The sequence below is a fragment of the Latilactobacillus graminis DSM 20719 genome (genome assembly GCF_001436415.1).
Classification (GTDB): domain Bacteria; phylum Bacillota; class Bacilli; order Lactobacillales; family Lactobacillaceae; genus Latilactobacillus; species Latilactobacillus graminis.
Map to the genome: position 1 here is coordinate 163,385 of NZ_AYZB01000003.1, position 17,601 is coordinate 180,985.

Genomic DNA, 17,601 nt, shown 5'->3' on the forward strand with positions numbered 1-17,601 from the left:
AAGCTAGTATCTTTTGAAAATGAAAAAGGAGTGTTTTATATATGTCTAATTTAACGACCTCATACACACTGACTAATGGTGTTCAAATCCCTAAACTGGGGTTCGGTACTTGGCAAACACCCGATGGTCAAACGGCTGTTGCTGCTGTTAAAGAAGCACTTAAGGCCGGTTATCGTCACATCGATACTGCCCAAGCTTATGGTAATGAAGGCAGTGTTGGGGAAGCTATTCAAGCAAGTAAAATTGACCGTTCTGATTTATTTATCACGACTAAAATCTGGAATAGCAATCATACTTATAATTTAACAATTAGTTCTTTTGAAGAATCACTCAAGAAGTTACAAACTGATTATGTTGACTTACTCTTAATCCATTGGCCTAACCCAATTGATTATCGTGATAATTGGGAACAAGCTAATGCTGAAACCTGGCGAGCCATGGAAGCCCTCTACAAAACGGGTAAAGCGCGTGCAATCGGGGTCAGCAACTTCCGTGTCCATCATTTAGAGGCTCTCAAAAAGACTGCCACTGTCCAACCAATGGTCAACCAACTCTTCTTGGCTCCCGGTGAATTAGAACCTACAACAGTAAAATATTCACGTGACCATGGTATGTTATTAGAAGCATACAGCCCACTAGGAACTGGTAAAATCTTCAGTGTACCTGAAATGCAAACCTTAGCAGATAAGTACCAACGCTCAATCCCACAAATTGCCTTACGTTGGTCATTGCAACACGCATTTTTACCACTACCTAAGTCAGTTCATGCTGAATATATCCAACAAAATACCCAAGTTTTCGACTTTGAATTAACTGCCGAAGATATGGCCCTGATTGATCAGTTAGACGGAGTCGTCGGCCATGCACAAGATCCTGATCAAACAACTTTCTAAACTATGTTTTAAAGCCACTCTAATCAGGTGGCTTTTTTGATTGCTGTTGCCATTTTAGTTTAGATATTTAACAATTTAGTTTACCTTCCTCTAAAATTATGTTATTTTCATTATTATCAAATCCTTTAAAATCGGACTAAAGCCCGACGTTATTTACCGTTTCAAGCTTGAAAATGGTAAAATAGAACTAGTTAGTTAAGAAATGGGGAATTATTTTGTCAAGTGGTGAGTTATTCACTAATCTATTCGTAATGTTAGTTACCTTCTTTTTGGCGGCGTTCTTCGTAGCTGCTGAATTTGCACTCGTTCAAACCCGTCCTAGTGCTCTAGAAGATGCCATCCATTCAGAAAATGGTAATCCAAAAAAATTAAACCTTGCGCTCAAAATGACGCAAAACTTAAATGAATATCTTTCAACGACTCAAGTTGGTGTTAGTGTGGCTGGTATTATTTTAGGGTGGATTGGTGAGTCAACTGTCGAAACCATCTTGGTTGACCTACTCGGACTCACGCATCTCATCTCAGGTGGTGGCTTACACATTATTGGGGCCGTTGCCGGGGTCTTAGTTTTAACTTACTTAGAAGTGGTCTTCACTGAAATTGTCCCTAAAAATATCAGTATTGATATTCCCATGGAGATGTTGATGGCGGTTGCTAAACCCTTGCACTACTGTCACATCATCTTTTACCCATTTGTCTGGTTACTTAATATTTCAGCAACTGGTGTTGTTAAATTAATCGGCTTTTCACCAGCTGAAGAAGGTAGCGATGTCCTTTCTCAAGCAGAAATTATCAGTCTTTCCAAAAATGCAGTTTCCGGCGGTGAATTAGATCGTAACGATTTAGTTTATATGCAACGGGCCTTTGATTTTAACGATCGAATCGCTAAAGACGTCATGGTCGATCGTACCAGTTTATACGTGGTTGATATCACCGATACGGTTAAAGATGTCTTAAAAGATTATTTGCAACAAGGGTTTAGTCGCTTCCCAGTGGTTGCCGAAAATGATAAAGATAAGATTCTTGGCTATGTCTACGCATATGATTTAGTCCGCCAAGCCCAAGTCGATGACTCGATCCGGGTCAGCAAATTACTGCGTTCGATTATTTCAGTGCCTGAAGCAACGCCTATTCATAGTTTGTTAAACCAAATGATTAATAAACAAACTCCAATCGTCGTCGTTGTTGACGAATATGGTGGCACTAGCGGGATTGTCACTGACAAAGACATCTATGAAGAATTATTCGGAACAGTCAAAGATGAAATTGATGATGTTTCAGACGAATATATCATCAAAGAAGCCGACAATCGTTATCGGGTCAGCGGAAAAACGACTTTGTATGATTTTGAACGTTTTTTTAGAACTAAAATTGATGCCTTTGAAGCGTCTGACAGTGTAACGCTTGCCGGTTATGTCCTTGAAAATTTCACCGATTTACAACAAAGTACGGTAATTAATATCAACCAGTTTACCTTAGAGGTTATGGAATTCAGTCGTGGCTATATCGACTGGTTTGAAGTCTCTAGTAATTCACAAAATAAAACAGCTAATGCCACTTTAATTGAAACCAATTAAAAACAACCTTGCGCGAGGCGCAGGGTTGTTTTTTTGGGGACTTATGCTAAATAATCACGACTCCAGATGAGCCCCATGACCTTTTCACCGGTATGCACACCAACCACCGGGCCGATATGACTCGTTTCAATCGGCATCCCTGGGAATTGTTCCGTTAACGTCGCAACCCACTGGGCACTTTCTTCGGGGTTATTCCCATCAATCACACTAACCCGTACTGGATAATCCACGGCCTCGACAGCTGATTTAAAATCGGCTAAAACTTTTTGAAAAGCCCGCTTTTTGGTCCGTTCTTTCGTCAAAGCAACAATTTGACCAGCACTATCAAAACTCAAAATTGGTTTAATCCTTAATAAGTTCCCAACAAAAGCTGCGCTGTTAGAAATTCGCCCTGTTCGTAAAAGATGGCTTAAATCATCGACAACGAAATAAACACCCATCGTTGATCGTAAGGCTGCTAATTGCGGCATAATAGTTGTGGCATGTTCACCTTGTGCAACTAATCGTGCGGCCTCTAAGGCTAAAAATCCCTCACCCGCGCTGGTAATCTTCGAATCAAAAGGATAAACTTGAATTCCCTCAACTGATTGGGCATAAGCCGTTAGATTATTAACAAAACTCGTAATACCACTTGAAAGATGAATACAAATCACCTCATCATAGCCGTCTTTAATCAATTGATCAAAAACCTGTTGCATCTGTCCCATTGTAATTTGTGAAGTCGTTGGTAATTTCTCAGTAGTACGCATTTTTTCATAAAAAGTGGCACTTGTAATATCAATATTTTCTAAATAAGTCTGCTGTCCGAAAATAACGGTAATCGGTACAACGATGATGCCATATTCTGCGGCAATTTGCGGCGCTAAATATGCCGCACTATCAGTCACAATTGCTGTTTTCATGTTAGGCTCCTCTATTAAACTGTTTTTGTTATTATCCCACCTTCGCGTTTAAAGTACAAATCACACCATAAAAAAACATCAGACAATCAAGCTTGTCTGATGTTGATTGATTAGTACATCATTACTTCTTTTTCAAATACTACAATTGAGATGTGGCCATCAACCAAGCCACTATGATTACTCAAAGTTAACATTTGATTTTTGTCGTTAATATCTAAAATTTCATGTTCATCAAAGTAACTAGCTGCATAATCTTTGTAATAAACGGGTCCCAAATTTGATTCGAATTCACCTGGGTAATCCTTAATGTCAGCATCTGCTGGTACTAATAGTAATCTAAAGCTCGTATCTAACGAGCAATACCCAACGTTTGAAAATGGTCCGACTCCATCATCTAAGTCTAACAAAATTTTTTGTCCGGAAGTCATCTTAGCCTGAATCTTAGCAATTGCTGCGGGTGTCATTGTTAATGTCATATCAACCATCCCTTTCATGCATTTAGTTTACTGCTAGTTTTGATTTTGCACAATCTATCTGCTCAAACAATATGCTACAATCGGTTTAACAACTTTTTAAAGGCGGTATTTATGCTTTTTTATCGATATTCATACTTCAGCAACCAAAATGATTTCGAATTTTACCTTAAATTAATTCTGTCAGTGATTATCGCTAGTTTAATCATCATCTTCTTAATTCAATACCTCCGTAACCGTTCAGATTCAAAGTATCGCGATTTACTGATTATCTTTGGTTTAGTCGGGATTTTACTCGCCGGAATTCAGTATACGCGCATTCAACAACTCAACACCGCCCATTCACAACAAGCTCAAATGATCCAATTCATGAAAAGTGTGGCAACCGCACAAAACGCCAAACTTAAAAACGTCGCGGTCAATACGAATGCGCTTCAACAAAATATGGTCGTCCGCGTCGGGCATGAAGATTATCAAGTCACATTTGATAACAATTTTACCAGTTACCAGCTCCAAAAAGCTCAGCTAATTAATCGAGCGATTACTTACCAAAATTAAGGAGTTTATCATGCCATCATATTTCGATATTACGATTAAATTAATTTTCGGTTTTTTCTGCTTAGTATTGCAAATCAATCTGTCAGGTAAAGGTAACTTAGCACCTAGTAGCGGGATTGATCAACTACAGAATTATGTCCTTGGCGGGATTGTTGGCGGCATGATTTACAGTGTTGATGTTTCACTCCTACAATTCCTACTCGTCTTACTCATCTGGACGTTGATTGTCTTCACGATGAAATTCTTAACCACTCATAATCGCTGGATCAAACGTTGGGTCGTCGGTAATCCCCAAACCATCATTACCAATGGCCACATTGATGTTCAAACGGCTGCAAAAAATAGCTTGTCTGCGCAAGATTTATCCTTTAAATTACGGATTGCCGGGATTAACGATATTCGAACCGTTAGCCGCGCGATTTTAGAACAAAACGGCCAATTAACCATTACGCAAAAAGGCGATGCAACAATTAAATACCCACTTATTATGGACGGTCAGATTAATTCAGAGGCACTTGAATTAATCGATCATTCAGACGAATGGCTTCTTGCTAATATTGCCCAACAAGGCTACTCTCTGCAACAAATTTATATGGCTAATTACTTAAATCATAAAATTGTCATTACGCCCTATTAAAAAAGATGACCATTAAGGTCATCTTTTTTAACGTCGTAATTTTCGATAGATCCCAGTCACAATCCATATAATGACCCCACCGATTAAGGCCCACATACTCATCTTCAGACTATCAGATAGGACATTCAAACTATAATCAGTGAGTGTTTGGTTAAACTCACCGGCTTTTTGGGCGACTTGTTCAATCAATCCACTATATTTAATGGCGGCGCTCATTAAAGTTAAGAGTAGACCACTCCAAGCAAAACTTATGCCAATACTTTCTAATAGATACATAAATTTACCACTTAGGCCCCATTGAACAAGCGCTAAGACAATTCCAAGGATGATGGCAACCCACATCAAGACATTCACTACGTTTTTAGTAAACTGTAATTCCGTTGCTAATGGTGTCAGATAAGGGGCTTCAATTTGATTTGTTAGGTACTCTTGTAGTGGTGGTTGCACTGCAGCAACAGCCGTATCAATCAAAACTTTTGTTAATGCATTATCTGGTATAATGGCCGTCAAATGCCCCGCTAATTGTTTCATCATTTGCGTGGTTGGTAATGGTTTTTCTTGACCAGTATACACATTATGAATCGTCTTGGTTAAGTCGGCCTTCACATCAGCCTTCGTTAATAATTGTACTTGGACTTCTGTTGGTAACCCATTTTTTTGTGCTGCATCTAATAAGACAACATTGATTTTATCAGTTATCACAGCTAGTGTTCTCGGCTCACTGAGCTGTTCTTGCGTAAACGCTTCTTTTAAAACTGTTTGATTTAAAATCATTCCGCCAATTCCGCAAAAAACGCACAGAAAAATTAAAAATGTTAAAAACCGACTTAAATGCCGGTGTGGTCTGACTTGTGATTGACGCTGATTTAAACGACTCTGTAATTCCATTAGGTAAACACCCTTTCTATTTGAACCCTCCCCAACCTCAAGACTAGGATTCTCAACCATTAAATGCTAAAGTGAACATATCAGTAGTCACAGGAGGCCATTCAATGTTAAAAAATTTATCGATTCTCTATATTTCTCTTGCGGGTAACACGCGCTCATTTGTAACCGATTTGCAGGACTATGCAAGCAACCAACACGCTACCGACCCTGCATTACCAACGATTAATCTGACGGAAATTTCGGACGCCACGCCTTTAAAGACGGAAACCGAACCGTTTTACGCATTTGTCCCAACTTATCTAGATGGTGGTAACGGGATTGATAATGGCGTCAAAGAATTAATGACCAACAGCCTTGGTGAATACATCGATTATGGTCAAAATGCACAGCTTTGTTACGGCGTCATCGGTAGCGGTAACCGCAACTTCAACGAACAATATTGCTTAACCGCTAAACGGTATGCAGATCAATTCGACGTACCGTTTATCGCCAATTACGAGCTCCGTGGCAATTCTAAGGACGTCGCGCGGATTTATACCCTATTGGTGGCTAACGCGCAACAGCATGCCTAAAATTTAAGATTAGCTGGTAATGACGTGATTAACTCAGTCGGGTGTTGGACGATTTGAACCGCCCCCGCCTTTTTTAGTTCCGCAATCGTCCCGAACCCGTAACTGACTCCGACCGCATCCATCGCATTTTGCTTAGCACCTAGAATATCATTTTGACGATCACCGACCATCATTATTGGTACCATTTGAGGTGATAACCCCAGTTCCGATAACGCATAGGTAATCACATCCGCCTTTTTAACCCGCGTCACTTCATCAACACTAGCGCCAAAGACTCCGCTGAAATAATCGCCTAAATCTAAATGCTCGATAATCTGCTTAGCAAACGGCTCTGGTTTCGATGTAGCAATTGCTAGTTGTAAATCCTGTGCCTGTAATGCGGCTAACGTTTCACGTATCCCTGGATAGAGCTGATTTTCATATAGTCCTTTAGGTGCATAATACGCTTGAAAAACCTTAATGGCTTCTTGAGTTGCTGTTTCATTTAACCCAAAGTGAGTCATAATCGTCTCATTTAATGGCGGCCCGATAAACGTAACTAATTCAGCCCTTGTTTGTGTAGGTAACGCTAATTCTTCAATCATATACTCCAAGGCATTGACAATTCCTTCTTGTGAATCAGCAATCGTCCCGTCTAAATCAAACAACACGGTCCCGTTTATCATATTGATCATCTCTCTATCTTCTATAAAGTACCTTTATTCTAGCATATTCTTCGAAGCTTAAACTTTCCTTATCGCTTTTTTCATAAATCTATAAATCTCTCGTCACAAAATCTTCACAAAATACGATTATAGTTAGCAGTATAGAAAAGTTAATCTTTTCTATTTCATACTACTTAACTTTTTCATTTTACTCCTCCAAAGTAAAATTAAGGTAGATGTTATCTACCGAATACGCATTATTTCCCCCAAAGTAGTGCGTATACCCCTTATTCCTTTTTTGATCTTCGGATCTAACCAAGACCAGTCTTTCCAAGGCTGGTCTTTTTTATGCCTTATTTACAATCCAATAATGATCCCACATCTTTATCATAGTATCTCAAACGAAACAAACCACTGTAATCCGCGAAAAATGCTTTTAATAAAAGGTTACACTTAAATTAACCATTCATTTTAACCCAAAAGGCCGCTAGCATCATCCTGATGCTAGCGGCCTTTTGGCAATCCTTATTGCAGATATTGTTGCATTAGCGCCACAGTTTTGAACTGCGCATCGTCTGATACCTTGTGTTGTCCATTTTTTTCGGTCGTCAATGTTACTAATGCAGTGGTTGGACTTGGTTGGTCTTTAATTTGTTTCATAAAATCCGCGGTGAATTGATAAGGGACCATTGTATCAGCGGTTCCATGATAAAAATGCAATGGTCGTCCAGCTAATTGGTCGCTATTCAATGATAAGTCATAGGCTGTCAAGCGCGCTAGCGTCTCTTCAATTACCCCTTGATACTTAGTTTGCATTGCCATTGGTAATTGACTGACCTGCCATTTAGCAAGTGCTACTGGCATTGGCGCACCAATCTTGTCAACACCAATTTTAACATTGGAATAGCGGGTTAGAATGGCATCGGTTGTAATGCCGCCCATCGAAGTCCCAGTCACACCGATTTGTTCCGGATCAACCAATCCTTCATTACTTAGGACTGCAACCAATTCACCAAATTCGGTGACCGACTGCATCACGATGTCCCAAAATTCAAACATTAACTCAGAAAAAAGCTGACTACCATGGCGTTTACCATGATATTTGGCATCTGGTAAAATAACGCGAAAACCAGCCTTGGCTAAAAAATGGGCCAGCATTAATTCTGATTCTTTCCGGTGGGTCCAGCCATGATATACAAAGACGGTCGGTAATAGACGGTCTTTTTGACCACTAGGGGTCACAATTAAGGTACTTACTGCACCAATTTTTCGTTCTTCAGTGCTAATCATCTCAAATCCTCCTCTGCATCATTCATTTCCCGGGTGATCCTATCCGAAGAATGTTCCTGTAATTTTAAACCGCCGCTTGATATAGATTCGAACCCCAATTAAGATAACCGCGACTACGACTTGAATCATTGGGAGTATTACTGGATTCAAGAAGCTTGGAATCATAATGGTTACCCCATAAGCCACAACGAAAGCCAACGTTAAGCCAATCACTACGAGGGCCATCTTCCAAAATGGTGGCCGTTGTTCTTTTGGCATTTGCGTATAGCGCATTGGATAAGTCATGATAACGCCGGCAAGTGCAGCTGTAATGACAATTGATGTAATCCCAATACTAGTTGCTGAGCCCTTTTTTGAGAAGTAAGCTGCAATGCCATTAAAGGCCAAATACATAATTAAAAAGATTAAGCCATTATCAAGCATTTGAAGCTGAAGTGATGTTTGTTTAGGCTTTTGGGGCGCGTGCAACAATTGATTAATCTTAGTTGTCACTGGACCATATAATTGCGTTGCTGGTTTACCCTTATGTTGTTCTGCCAACATTTCTGGTAGCATCTCTGCTAAAATTTCAGTTTGGCGTTCGGCCGACACTTCTTCAGTCTTTAATGCGCGTTTGAATTTAAATAAATAGTCTGCATTTTTCTTACTGAGTTTTGCTTCTAATCCCTCAATATCAACTGGTTCTGCGGTTACTACTGGTTGGTCATTTTTAGCCAATTGTCTTCCTCCTCGATTATAATTAAACGTTAAATCTGAATTCAATGATGTCGCCATCTTCGACCATGTACTCTTTACCTTCTAAGCGTAAACGGCCAGCTTCTTTAACAGCTTGCATTGAGCCATATTGATCTAAATCAGTAAACGAAACTGTTTCTGCCCGGATAAACCCACGTTCAAAATCTGAATGGATAACACCAGCGGTTTGAGGAGCTTTCATCCCTTGACGGAAAGTCCAAGCCCGCGTTTCCTTCCCGCCGGCGGTGAAGAAGGTTGCAAGGCCTAATAAGTGATATGAAGCGCGGATTAGTTTGTCTAGCCCTGATTCATTGACCCCCTCAGCTTCTAAAAATTCAGCTTTATCAGCATCATCTAATGAAGCAATTTCTTCTTCCGTCCGTGCTGAAATTGCGATTACTTCGGCACCCTCTTTAGTTGCAAAAGCTTGAATTTGTTTAACATAATCGACTTGATCAGGATCAGCCATTGCATCTTCAGCAATGTTTGCAACATACAAAACCGGTTTTGAAGTCAACAGGAAAAAGCCTTTAACCAACTTAGCTTCATCTTCGTTAAATTCGATTGAACGTACTGAGCCGCCTTCTTCTAAGACTGGCTTAATTTTCTTTAAGACTTCAAATTCTGCTAAGGCCTCTTTATCTTTAGTCCGAGCAATTTTTTCAACTCGTGCATATCGCTTTGTAACACTTTCTAAGTCAGCTAAGCTGAGTTCAAGATTAATCGTTTCAATATCATCTAACGGGTCAACTGTCCCCGTTACAGAAGTAATGTTATCATCATCAAATGCCCGTACAACATGGACAATTGCATCGACTTGGCGAATGTTTTCCAAGAACTTATTTCCAAGTCCTTCACCCTTGCTAGCCCCTTTCACAATTCCAGCAATATCTGTAAATTCAAAAGTTGTCGGCACAATTTTTTTAGCCGGAATGATTTCTTGAATCCGGTCTAATCGTTTGTCGGGTACTTCAACCATACCGACGTTGGGGTCGATTGTGGCAAATGGGTAATTCGCCATTTCGGCACCTGCCTTCGTAATGGCGTTAAATAGCGTAGATTTTCCGACGTTGGGTAATCCTACAATTCCAGCGGTTAATGACATATGCTTTTACACTTTCCTTTACATTAAAAATTAGTTTGGTTAGGGCCCTTTTGTAAGGTTTGGTAGTACGGTTCATCCGCCGCAACTACCTGATCTGCAAGAACGAGTTTTTTCTTGAGTTTCTTTTCAAACTCGCGTCGGGGTAATAAGACGGCATGTCCACACCCCATACACTTAATTCGAATATCCATGCCCAAGCGTACTACTTCAAAGCGATTAGTACCACAGGCATGTTGCTTTTTCATCTGCACAAGATCACCTAATGTATACATCTAGCTCGACTCCTCACTTTTAATCAATATTAACATCCAATAGTGCGAGAATCCGATTCAAATCATCAACAGTACTGTAATCAATCTCAATCTTCCCCCGGCCCTTACTATTAATGGCAATGTTAACCTTAGTATCGAATTTATCGACCAATTGATTCTCACTGGCTTGAATATAAGGTGATTTAATCTTCGTTTTTGTCACCTTAGTGGCTTTCATCTGATTCATTTGATTAATTAGCTGTTCCAATTGGCGGACTGTTAGTCCTTCTTCAATCGTTCGTTTGGCTAATGCACTAATCTGGCTTTTCTTCTTCAAAGATAGCAAGGTCCGCGCCTGGCCCATTGAAAGATCACCATTTTGTAAAAGTGTTTTTACATCATTCGGTAAACCCAATAAGCGCAAGTAATTAGCGATATATGGCCGACTCTTACCTAGCCGTTCTGAAACCTCTGCTTGGGTCAGATTTAATTTCTTCAAAAGCGTGTCATAGGCTTGCGCTTCTTCCAATGGTGTTAGATCTTCGCGTTGCAGGTTTTCCAAAACTGCAATTTCCATCATTGCAGTTTCATCAAACTGGCGCGTAATTGCTGGAATCGTTGTCTTGCCAGCAAGTTTAGAAGCGCGAAAACGGCGCTCACCAACAATTAATTCGTATCCATTGATACTTTTACGGACAATAATTGGTTGAAAAACACCCGACTTCTTAATTGATGTTGCTAGTTCCCCTAACGCGACTTCATCAAATGTCTTCCGTGGTTGATAAGGATTGGGCCGGATATCATCAAGGTTAATTTCCTCAACTAGTTCATCCGCCCGATTTTTATTAGGTCCTTCAAACGCTGAAAATACAGCGTCCAGGCCGCGGCCTAATCCTTTGCCGTTTCTAGTTGCCATGAGCTGCTAACACTTCCTTTGCCAAATTTTGGTAAACTTCAGCGCCCCGTGATTTAGGATCATAATCAATAATCGCCATTCCATGACTAGGTGCTTCCGCTAAACGTGTATTTCGTGGCACGATTGTATCATAGACGCGGTCACCAAAATATTTACGCACCTCTTCAATGACTTGCGCGCCTAAATTCGTCCGTGCATCGTACATGGTCAGCAGCACGCCTTCAATCGCTAGGTTCGGATTAAAATGCTTTTGCACCAACCGGACAGTATTTAATAACTGACTCAGTCCTTCTAAGGCGTAGTATTCACTCTGAACCGGAATCATGATCGCATTACTAGCTGTAAAGGCATTAATTGAAAGTTGGCCTAGTGATGGCGGACAATCAATTAAGACATATTCATATTCATTTAAGACCGGTTCTAGCCCTAACTTCAAGCGCATTTCACGTGCCATCTGCGACGTTAGTTCAATCTCGGCACCTGCAAGTTGAATTGTTGCAGGGACAATATCTAAATTCTTATGGGCTGTTTTAATAATCGTATCTTTTAGCGGGAATTCATCGACTAAGACGTCATAAATGTCTTTTTCAACTTGGGCTTTTTGCACCCCAATTCCGCTAGTTGCGTTACCTTGGGCATCAGAATCAATAATTAAGACTCGGTTGCCAGCATCTGCTAAACAAGCACCTAGATTAATTGTGGTCGTTGTTTTACCAACGCCACCCTTTTGATTTGCAATTGAAATAACATGTGCCATAATGCGCCTCCTTATTACTTGGGAATTTCGATTGTAATCCGATAAACATCATCTTGATTTTCTTCGGTGGCTTTCACGGCAATTCCGCTTTGTTCGACCATTTGAACTGATTTTTTGATGGTGTTGACAGCAATACGTGTATCGGGAGCAATTGCCCTTGTGGCTTTATCTTTGGTCTTTTTGACTTTACTAATTGTTTCTTTTGAATTTTTATCTGCAGCTACTGCTGGCTTAGGATTTAGCGTTTGATCGACTAGCGCTTCAGTATCTTTAACTGTCAGTTGGTCCGCTAAAATCTGGTGTAGGAGCATTTGCTGTTTAAATTCATCCAACCGTAATAAACTTCGACCATGACGTTCAGAAATTTCGTGGTTCATGATGGCCTCTTGAACAGGCTGTGACAATTTCAATAACCGTAACTTATTCGCAACAAATGATTGACTTTTGCCCATCTTCTCAGCCAGGTTTGCTTGGGTAAAGTCATTCAATTTCATTAAATTCTTATAAGCTTGAGCTTCCTCGACGGCCGTTAATTCTTCTCGTTGGAGGTTTTCAATCAATGCCATTGAAGCCGTTTCGTGATCATCCATTGTTTGAACAATTGCTGGCAATTCGGCCCATTTAAGGGTTTGGATTGCTCGAAATCGCCGCTCACCAGCAATGATTTCATATTTCTGTGCTTCATATTCGCGTAAAATAATCGGCTGTAACAATCCGTGTTGGTCAATGGTACTTGCTAATTCAGCGATATTCTCAGCATTAAACATTTTCCGAGGTTGGAAGCGGTTCGGCACGATTGCTGCAACTGGCACTTTAACGACTTGATTAATACTTCTATCGTCTTTTTTCTTATTAAAAAATGAGAGCGCCATTATTTCTCCTCCTTAGCGATTAGCGGTTTTTTAACTGGTACACCGGCCCGACGTGGATACTTGTCTGGGGTTGGCATAACCTTATCAATGATGATTAAGTGCCGTTGATCATCGGTTTCAGGCAAGGTCAAGGCAATATCTTGTGCAAATTGGCCACCGAGCAATTCAATCGCATAGGTGGCTTCGGACATTTCTGTAGCCCCTTGACTCGCTTTTAGCGCGATAAACTGTCCGCCTACTTTAACGGCTGGTAAACAAAATTCAGCCAACACATTTAAAGAAGCGACGGCGCGCGCAGTTACCAGATCAAATTGTTCACGATTAGCACTTTTAGAATTGCTAAACAATTCAGCCCGATCGTGCACCAACGTTACATCTGACAACCCCAATTCCGTCACCAATCCTTCTAAAAAATGAATCCGTTTATTCAATGAATCGACAATTGTAATTTTAAGCTGTGGAAATAAAATCTTAATTGGTAACGATGGAAACCCCGCACCTGCGCCAATATCACAGATGGAAAGAGGCTGATTACGTAGTTTTTCAAGGTACAAAGCTGGTGTCACAGAGTCAAAAAAATGTTTTAGATAAACGGCTCCTTGTTCTGTGATTGCCGTCAAATTAACTTGTTGATTAGCTTGTACAAGGCGTTTAAAATACAAGTCAAACTGATTCATTTGTATTTGTGAAACCTGAATGTCATATGTTTTTAATGTTGCTAAAAAGGCCGCTGGTGTCATTATTTCTCCTTCGATATCCTTAAAAACAGGTGTTTAATTCGTGGAACATTATTGTTTCACACATAATAATCAGTTTAACGTACTTATTCTAAAAATACAAGCTACGACTATCATTGAGAATGATTGTTTCATGTGGAACATGATAAGCTGCAATTTAGGAACAATTGTCACTAATTACAAGGTAATCATTCATAATGAAACCCTTTTCTAGGTCTTCAATAACCATTTATTTACTTTTAAGACGAACTATTACGATTATTGAAGAATGTTATATTCGCTTTTTGCTCAATTTCTAATTGAAGTCACTATTAGCGTGTGCTAAACTGAGTATTAACTAAATTTTAACCATTATTCTGGAGGGATACGCGTGGCAGACATGCATTCAAATTCAACACAGCCCATTAATCCAAGTGCAAAACTTTCCCACATCAAAGCAGCGATTCTTGGTTTACAACATCTTCTAGCGATGTATTCTGGCGACGTTTTAATTCCGTTATTAGTTGGTGCTGCCTTACACTTTAACGCCGCTCAAATGACCTACCTCGTCTCAGTTGATATTTTCATGTGCGGGGTTGCCACATTACTTCAATTAAAACGCACCCCACTCACTGGAATTGCTTTACCAGTCGTCTTAGGATGTGCGGTTGAATACGTTGGCCCATTGACCGCAATTGGGACTAATAGCCAACTTGGTATTGATGTTATGTATGGTAGTATCATTGGCGCTGGAGTCTTTATTTTACTAATTTCTGGTCTGTTTGCTCGTTTACGGTGGCTCTTCCCGCCAGTGGTTACCGGTTCTCTCATTACATTGATTGGTTTCACCTTAATTCCGGTTGCCTTCCAAAATCTCGGTGGTGGCGATGTCGCCGCTAAATCCTTCGGTAGTCTACCAAACTTAATTGCTGGCTTTTCAACGATTGCGTTAATTCTCATTTTTAGTATTTGGGGCCGCGGCTTCATTCAACAAATTGCCATTCTTATTGGCATTATCGGTGGTACGTTAATCGCTGCTGTCATCGGTATCGTCTCATTGGATCCAGTTGGTCAAGCCAGTTGGTTCAAGTTACCTGAGTTATTTTATTTTGGCACACCTCGCTTTGAATGGTCATCAATTGTTTCAATGTCGTTGGCGGCCTTAACCACTATGATTGAATCCATTGGCGTGTTCTTCGCACTTGGTGAGATTGTGGGTCGTGATATTACGAGTAATGATTTAAAACGTGGTTTCCGCTCTGAGGGGATTGCCGCGATTTTGGGTGGCCTATTCAACACCTTCCCTTACTCGACCTTCTCCCAAAATGTCGGCATTGTTCAATTATCCGGAATTAAAACGAAAAAGCCCGTTTACTATTCGGCATTTTTCTTGATCATCTTAGGTTTATTACCGAAAATTGGCGCTGTGGCAACCATCATTCCTAGTGCTGTTTTAGGTGGCGCAATGGTCGTGATGTTCGGTACTGTTGGGATTCAAGGCATCAAGATGCTCCACAAAGTCGACCTTGATAATAATCGTAATTTATTAGTTGCCGCCGTTTCGATCGGTTTAGGCTTAGGCATTGCAATTCATCCAACATTACTCCAATCATTACCAACCAGTATCCGTACAATTCTCAGTAACGGTTTAGTCGTTGGTAGTCTCAGTGCAGTTATTTTAAACTTACTTTTTAATTATCGTACATTAATCGTAGCTAAACATGCTGAACAAAAATAATTAATATTCAAAAAAAGGTTGGTCACTGTTGGTGACCAACCTTTTTTGCTTACAACATTATTGATCCGCATACGAAATCGATGAAAATTTATTAAACGTTTTAACAAACAGTAACTTCACAGTCCCCCGTGCTCCAGCACGGTTTTTTTCAATAATCACTTCGACTTCCCCAACGTCTGCATCATCAGAGTGTTGCGGACTAGGTGCTGGTGCGTTCCCTGTGTCAAAATCATCACTATCTTCACCAGGTTCATCACGATAATAATCATCCCGGTATAAAAAGGCCACAATATCAGCATCTTGTTCAATCGAACCCGATTCACGAATATCAGAAAGGACCGGTCGCTTATCTTGTCGTTGTTCAACCCCCCGCGAGAGTTGTGACAAAGCAATGACTGGTACCCGCAATTCTTTGGCAAGTTTTTTCAATTGTCGTGAAATTGCCGAAACTTCTTGTTGCCGGTTTTCTTGTCCAGAACCTTCAATTAATTGAAGATAATCGATAACGATTAATCCAAGACTGCCCTTTTCCTTTGCTAAACGCCGACATTTTGCGCGGATTTCCGCCATTTTAACACCCGGTGTATCATCAATATAAATATTTGCTTTTGATAAACTTCCCATGGCAACAATCAGATTTTGCCATTCGAGCTCATTTAATTGTCCTGTTCTTAAGTGATTCGCATCAATACTGCCTTCTGCACACAGCATCCGATTAACAAGTTGCTCAGCACCCATTTCCAAACTAAAAATAGCGATATTTTCATTTGTTTTTGTACCAATATTTTGTGCTATATTCAGGACAAATGCGGTTTTCCCAACCCCTGGCCGGGCAGCTAAAATAATTAGTTCATCTTCATGTAAACCTGCGGTAATCTTATCTAGGTCCCGATAGCCAGTTGAAAGCCCCGTAATATCTTCTTCATTTTGATATAACTTGTCAATTTGCTCAATCGAGCTAGTCAAAACATCTGAAATCGATTTAAAACCGGCCTTATTTTGCTGTTCAGAAACGTCCATAATTTCTTTTTCGGCAGCATCCAATATATCTGTAACGTCTTCATCTTGCGCATAACCTTTAGCAACAATATTTTGCGCCGTTTGGATTAAACGCCGCAACATTGCCTTTTCAGCGACAATTTTGGCATAGTAAACTACATTAGCAGCCGTTGGCACAGCCTCAGCAAGTTCTGCTAAATAACCGATGCCTCCAATATCTTCTAATTGGTTACGCGCATCAAGTTCACTTTTTAAAGTGACCGCATCAATGCCTTCACCACGTTCATTTAGTTCGACCATTGTTTCGAAGATTAAACGGTGGGCTTTACGATAAAAATCATCAGCAGTCACATATTCCATCGCTTCAACAAGCGCATCACCACTAATAAAGACCGCCCCTAAAACGGCCTGTTCCGCCTCATTGTTCTGCGGCGGTACCTGTTCAATTAGTTCATTATTCACCATTTTTGCTCCTTTAATTTATCACTTCGATTATTCCCTAGTTTACTCAAAAAAGCGATCCCTGGCAACAAACACCCATTGCCTGACATATAAAAAACCGTGATTGTCTACTAATCACGGTTTTTAAAAGCCAATTCAATCAATTATTATTCAGTCACGACATGCACACGAATTGTTGCGGTCACTTCAGGATGAATTCGAACCTTAACGTTCTGGTAACCGAGTGCCTTGATTGGTTCTGGTAAATCAATTTTTCTTTTATCAACATTGATCTTATATTGTTGCGCCAAAGCTTGTGCAATCTGTTTACTAGGAATTGAACCAAATAAACGACTATCTTCACCAGCTTTAGATTTAATCTCGACAATAGTTTGATCATCTTCAATTTTAGTCTTCAAGTCTTTAGCCGCTGCCAATTCTGCTGCCGCATTTTTAGCTTCCGCGTGTTGCTGACCTTTTAAAGCACTAATCGCCGCCGAAGTGGCTGGTTGAGCTTTACCATTTTTAATTAAAAAATTTTGGGCGTAACCATCTGACACCTCTTTGATTTGGCCTTTTTTTCCCTTACCACGTACGTCTTCTAAGAAAATAACCTTCATTGTTCTAACCACCTTAT

At 40.2% G+C, this 17,601-nt stretch carries 20 protein-coding genes; 6 read left to right on the forward strand and 14 right to left on the reverse strand.

What is annotated here, in order from left to right; all coding sequences use genetic code 11:
* The first annotated feature begins 41 nt into the window (after positions 1-41).
* Both FC90_RS02070 and FC90_RS02075 read left to right on the forward strand, forming a co-directional pair.
* Positions 42-893 carry an aldo/keto reductase gene (locus FC90_RS02070; RefSeq protein ID WP_057907654.1) on the forward strand — a complete coding sequence of 284 codons (852 nt, stop codon included), beginning with the start codon at positions 42-44 and terminating at the stop codon, positions 891-893.
* 215 nt (positions 894-1,108) lie between these two features.
* The gene (locus FC90_RS02075; RefSeq protein ID WP_057907655.1) at positions 1,109-2,470 is read left to right on the forward strand and encodes a hemolysin family protein; all 1,362 of its coding nucleotides are present in this window, start codon (positions 1,109-1,111) and stop codon (positions 2,468-2,470) included.
* Between the two features lie 41 nt (positions 2,471-2,511).
* Here the strand turns inward: FC90_RS02075 and FC90_RS02080 are convergent, their stop codons facing one another.
* Positions 2,512-3,372 carry a DegV family protein gene (locus FC90_RS02080; protein WP_057907656.1) on the reverse strand — a complete coding sequence of 287 codons (861 nt, stop codon included), beginning with the start codon at positions 3,370-3,372 and terminating at the stop codon, positions 2,512-2,514.
* A 110-nt stretch (positions 3,373-3,482) separates the two neighbouring features.
* A complete protein-coding gene (locus FC90_RS02085; protein WP_226789470.1) occupies positions 3,483-3,848 on the reverse strand; it encodes an iron-sulfur cluster biosynthesis family protein in 366 nt (121 codons plus the stop codon).
* A gap of 111 nt (positions 3,849-3,959) precedes the next feature.
* Here FC90_RS02085 and FC90_RS02090 point away from each other — a divergent pair, with 111 nt between their 5' ends.
* Both FC90_RS02090 and FC90_RS02095 read left to right on the forward strand, forming a co-directional pair.
* Positions 3,960-4,403 carry a DUF3290 domain-containing protein gene (locus tag FC90_RS02090; protein WP_057907658.1) on the forward strand — a complete coding sequence of 148 codons (444 nt, stop codon included), beginning with the start codon at positions 3,960-3,962 and terminating at the stop codon, positions 4,401-4,403.
* A 10-nt stretch (positions 4,404-4,413) separates the two neighbouring features.
* Positions 4,414-5,040, forward strand: coding sequence for a DUF421 domain-containing protein (locus FC90_RS02095; RefSeq protein ID WP_057907659.1), 627 nt, complete (start codon positions 4,414-4,416; stop codon positions 5,038-5,040).
* A 27-nt stretch (positions 5,041-5,067) separates the two neighbouring features.
* Here the strand turns inward: FC90_RS02095 and FC90_RS02100 are convergent, their stop codons facing one another.
* Positions 5,068-5,814, reverse strand: coding sequence for a hypothetical protein (locus FC90_RS02100; protein ID WP_151886710.1), 747 nt, complete (start codon positions 5,812-5,814; stop codon positions 5,068-5,070).
* A 218-nt stretch (positions 5,815-6,032) separates the two neighbouring features.
* Here FC90_RS02100 and nrdI point away from each other — a divergent pair, with 218 nt between their 5' ends.
* Positions 6,033-6,500: a class Ib ribonucleoside-diphosphate reductase assembly flavoprotein NrdI gene (gene nrdI, locus FC90_RS02105; protein ID WP_057907661.1), complete on the forward strand. Its 468-nt coding sequence runs from the start codon at positions 6,033-6,035 to the stop codon at positions 6,498-6,500.
* Here nrdI and FC90_RS02110 read toward each other — a convergent pair.
* The 9 genes from FC90_RS02110 to rsmG form a co-directional block, all read right to left on the reverse strand.
* Positions 6,497-7,174 (reverse strand): HAD hydrolase-like protein, encoded by a 678-nt coding sequence (locus FC90_RS02110; protein WP_057907662.1) that lies wholly within the window; start codon positions 7,172-7,174, stop codon positions 6,497-6,499. The genes nrdI and FC90_RS02110 overlap by 4 nt on opposite strands.
* 495 nt (positions 7,175-7,669) lie before the next feature.
* Positions 7,670-8,434 carry a prolyl oligopeptidase family serine peptidase gene (locus tag FC90_RS02115; RefSeq protein WP_057907663.1) on the reverse strand — a complete coding sequence of 255 codons (765 nt, stop codon included), beginning with the start codon at positions 8,432-8,434 and terminating at the stop codon, positions 7,670-7,672.
* A gap of 39 nt (positions 8,435-8,473) precedes the next feature.
* Positions 8,474-9,151, reverse strand: coding sequence for a DUF1129 domain-containing protein (locus tag FC90_RS02120; protein ID WP_057907664.1), 678 nt, complete (start codon positions 9,149-9,151; stop codon positions 8,474-8,476).
* Between the two features lie 22 nt (positions 9,152-9,173).
* Positions 9,174-10,274: a redox-regulated ATPase YchF gene (ychF, locus tag FC90_RS02125; protein ID WP_057907665.1), complete on the reverse strand. Its 1,101-nt coding sequence runs from the start codon at positions 10,272-10,274 to the stop codon at positions 9,174-9,176.
* A 23-nt stretch (positions 10,275-10,297) separates the two neighbouring features.
* The gene (locus FC90_RS02130; protein WP_057907666.1) at positions 10,298-10,546 is read right to left on the reverse strand and encodes a DUF951 domain-containing protein; all 249 of its coding nucleotides are present in this window, start codon (positions 10,544-10,546) and stop codon (positions 10,298-10,300) included.
* Between the two features lie 19 nt (positions 10,547-10,565).
* On the reverse strand, positions 10,566-11,441 hold the full coding sequence (locus FC90_RS02135; protein ID WP_057907667.1) for a ParB/RepB/Spo0J family partition protein: 876 nt from the start codon (positions 11,439-11,441) through the stop codon (positions 10,566-10,568).
* The gene (locus tag FC90_RS02140; protein ID WP_057907668.1) at positions 11,431-12,198 is read right to left on the reverse strand and encodes a ParA family protein; all 768 of its coding nucleotides are present in this window, start codon (positions 12,196-12,198) and stop codon (positions 11,431-11,433) included. The genes FC90_RS02135 and FC90_RS02140 overlap by 11 nt, the downstream gene beginning before the upstream one ends.
* A 14-nt stretch (positions 12,199-12,212) precedes the next feature.
* Positions 12,213-13,070: a nucleoid occlusion protein gene (gene noc, locus FC90_RS02145; RefSeq protein WP_057907669.1), complete on the reverse strand. Its 858-nt coding sequence runs from the start codon at positions 13,068-13,070 to the stop codon at positions 12,213-12,215.
* Positions 13,070-13,810 carry a 16S rRNA (guanine(527)-N(7))-methyltransferase RsmG gene (rsmG, locus tag FC90_RS02150; RefSeq protein WP_057907670.1) on the reverse strand — a complete coding sequence of 247 codons (741 nt, stop codon included), beginning with the start codon at positions 13,808-13,810 and terminating at the stop codon, positions 13,070-13,072. Before rsmG ends, noc begins: the two co-directional genes overlap by 1 nt.
* Before the next feature lie 376 nt (positions 13,811-14,186).
* Between rsmG and FC90_RS02155 the strand changes: the two genes are divergently transcribed.
* On the forward strand, positions 14,187-15,524 hold the full coding sequence (locus FC90_RS02155) for a nucleobase:cation symporter-2 family protein (protein WP_057907690.1): 1,338 nt from the start codon (positions 14,187-14,189) through the stop codon (positions 15,522-15,524).
* A 57-nt stretch (positions 15,525-15,581) separates the two neighbouring features.
* On the opposite strand, the gene dnaB is transcribed toward FC90_RS02155, so the two are convergent.
* A complete protein-coding gene (gene dnaB / locus FC90_RS02160; RefSeq protein ID WP_192937880.1) occupies positions 15,582-16,985 on the reverse strand; it encodes a replicative DNA helicase in 1,404 nt (467 codons plus the stop codon).
* A gap of 146 nt (positions 16,986-17,131) precedes the next feature.
* On the reverse strand, positions 17,132-17,584 hold the full coding sequence (gene rplI / locus FC90_RS02165; RefSeq protein WP_057907672.1) for a 50S ribosomal protein L9: 453 nt from the start codon (positions 17,582-17,584) through the stop codon (positions 17,132-17,134).
* Positions 17,585-17,601: the final 17 nt, after the last annotated feature.

Excerpts from the sequence above, each read along its gene's own strand:
- FC90_RS02070 (WP_057907654.1), top strand. The coding sequence starts at position 42 with ATGTCTAATTTAACGACCTCATACACACTGACTAATGGTGTTCAAATC.
- FC90_RS02080 (WP_057907656.1), bottom strand. The coding sequence starts at position 3,372 with ATGAAAACAGCAATTGTGACTGATAGTGCGGCATATTTAGCGCCGCAA.
- FC90_RS02085 (WP_226789470.1), bottom strand. The coding sequence starts at position 3,848 with ATGACATTAACAATGACACCCGCAGCAATTGCTAAGATTCAGGCTAAG.
- FC90_RS02090 (WP_057907658.1), top strand. The coding sequence starts at position 3,960 with ATGCTTTTTTATCGATATTCATACTTCAGCAACCAAAATGATTTCGAA.
- FC90_RS02095 (WP_057907659.1), top strand. The coding sequence starts at position 4,414 with ATGCCATCATATTTCGATATTACGATTAAATTAATTTTCGGTTTTTTC.
- FC90_RS02100 (WP_151886710.1), bottom strand. The coding sequence starts at position 5,814 with ATGATTTTAAATCAAACAGTTTTAAAAGAAGCGTTTACGCAAGAACAG.
- nrdI (WP_057907661.1), top strand. The coding sequence starts at position 6,033 with ATGTTAAAAAATTTATCGATTCTCTATATTTCTCTTGCGGGTAACACG.
- FC90_RS02110 (WP_057907662.1), bottom strand. The coding sequence starts at position 7,174 with ATGATCAATATGATAAACGGGACCGTGTTGTTTGATTTAGACGGGACG.
- FC90_RS02115 (WP_057907663.1), bottom strand. The coding sequence starts at position 8,434 with ATGATTAGCACTGAAGAACGAAAAATTGGTGCAGTAAGTACCTTAATT.
- ychF (WP_057907665.1), bottom strand. The coding sequence starts at position 10,274 with ATGTCATTAACCGCTGGAATTGTAGGATTACCCAACGTCGGAAAATCT.
- FC90_RS02130 (WP_057907666.1), bottom strand. The coding sequence starts at position 10,546 with ATGTATACATTAGGTGATCTTGTGCAGATGAAAAAGCAACATGCCTGT.
- FC90_RS02135 (WP_057907667.1), bottom strand. The coding sequence starts at position 11,441 with ATGGCAACTAGAAACGGCAAAGGATTAGGCCGCGGCCTGGACGCTGTA.
- FC90_RS02140 (WP_057907668.1), bottom strand. The coding sequence starts at position 12,198 with ATGGCACATGTTATTTCAATTGCAAATCAAAAGGGTGGCGTTGGTAAA.
- noc (WP_057907669.1), bottom strand. The coding sequence starts at position 13,070 with ATGGCGCTCTCATTTTTTAATAAGAAAAAAGACGATAGAAGTATTAAT.
- rsmG (WP_057907670.1), bottom strand. The coding sequence starts at position 13,810 with ATGACACCAGCGGCCTTTTTAGCAACATTAAAAACATATGACATTCAG.
- FC90_RS02155 (WP_057907690.1), top strand. The coding sequence starts at position 14,187 with ATGCATTCAAATTCAACACAGCCCATTAATCCAAGTGCAAAACTTTCC.
- rplI (WP_057907672.1), bottom strand. The coding sequence starts at position 17,584 with ATGAAGGTTATTTTCTTAGAAGACGTACGTGGTAAGGGAAAAAAAGGC.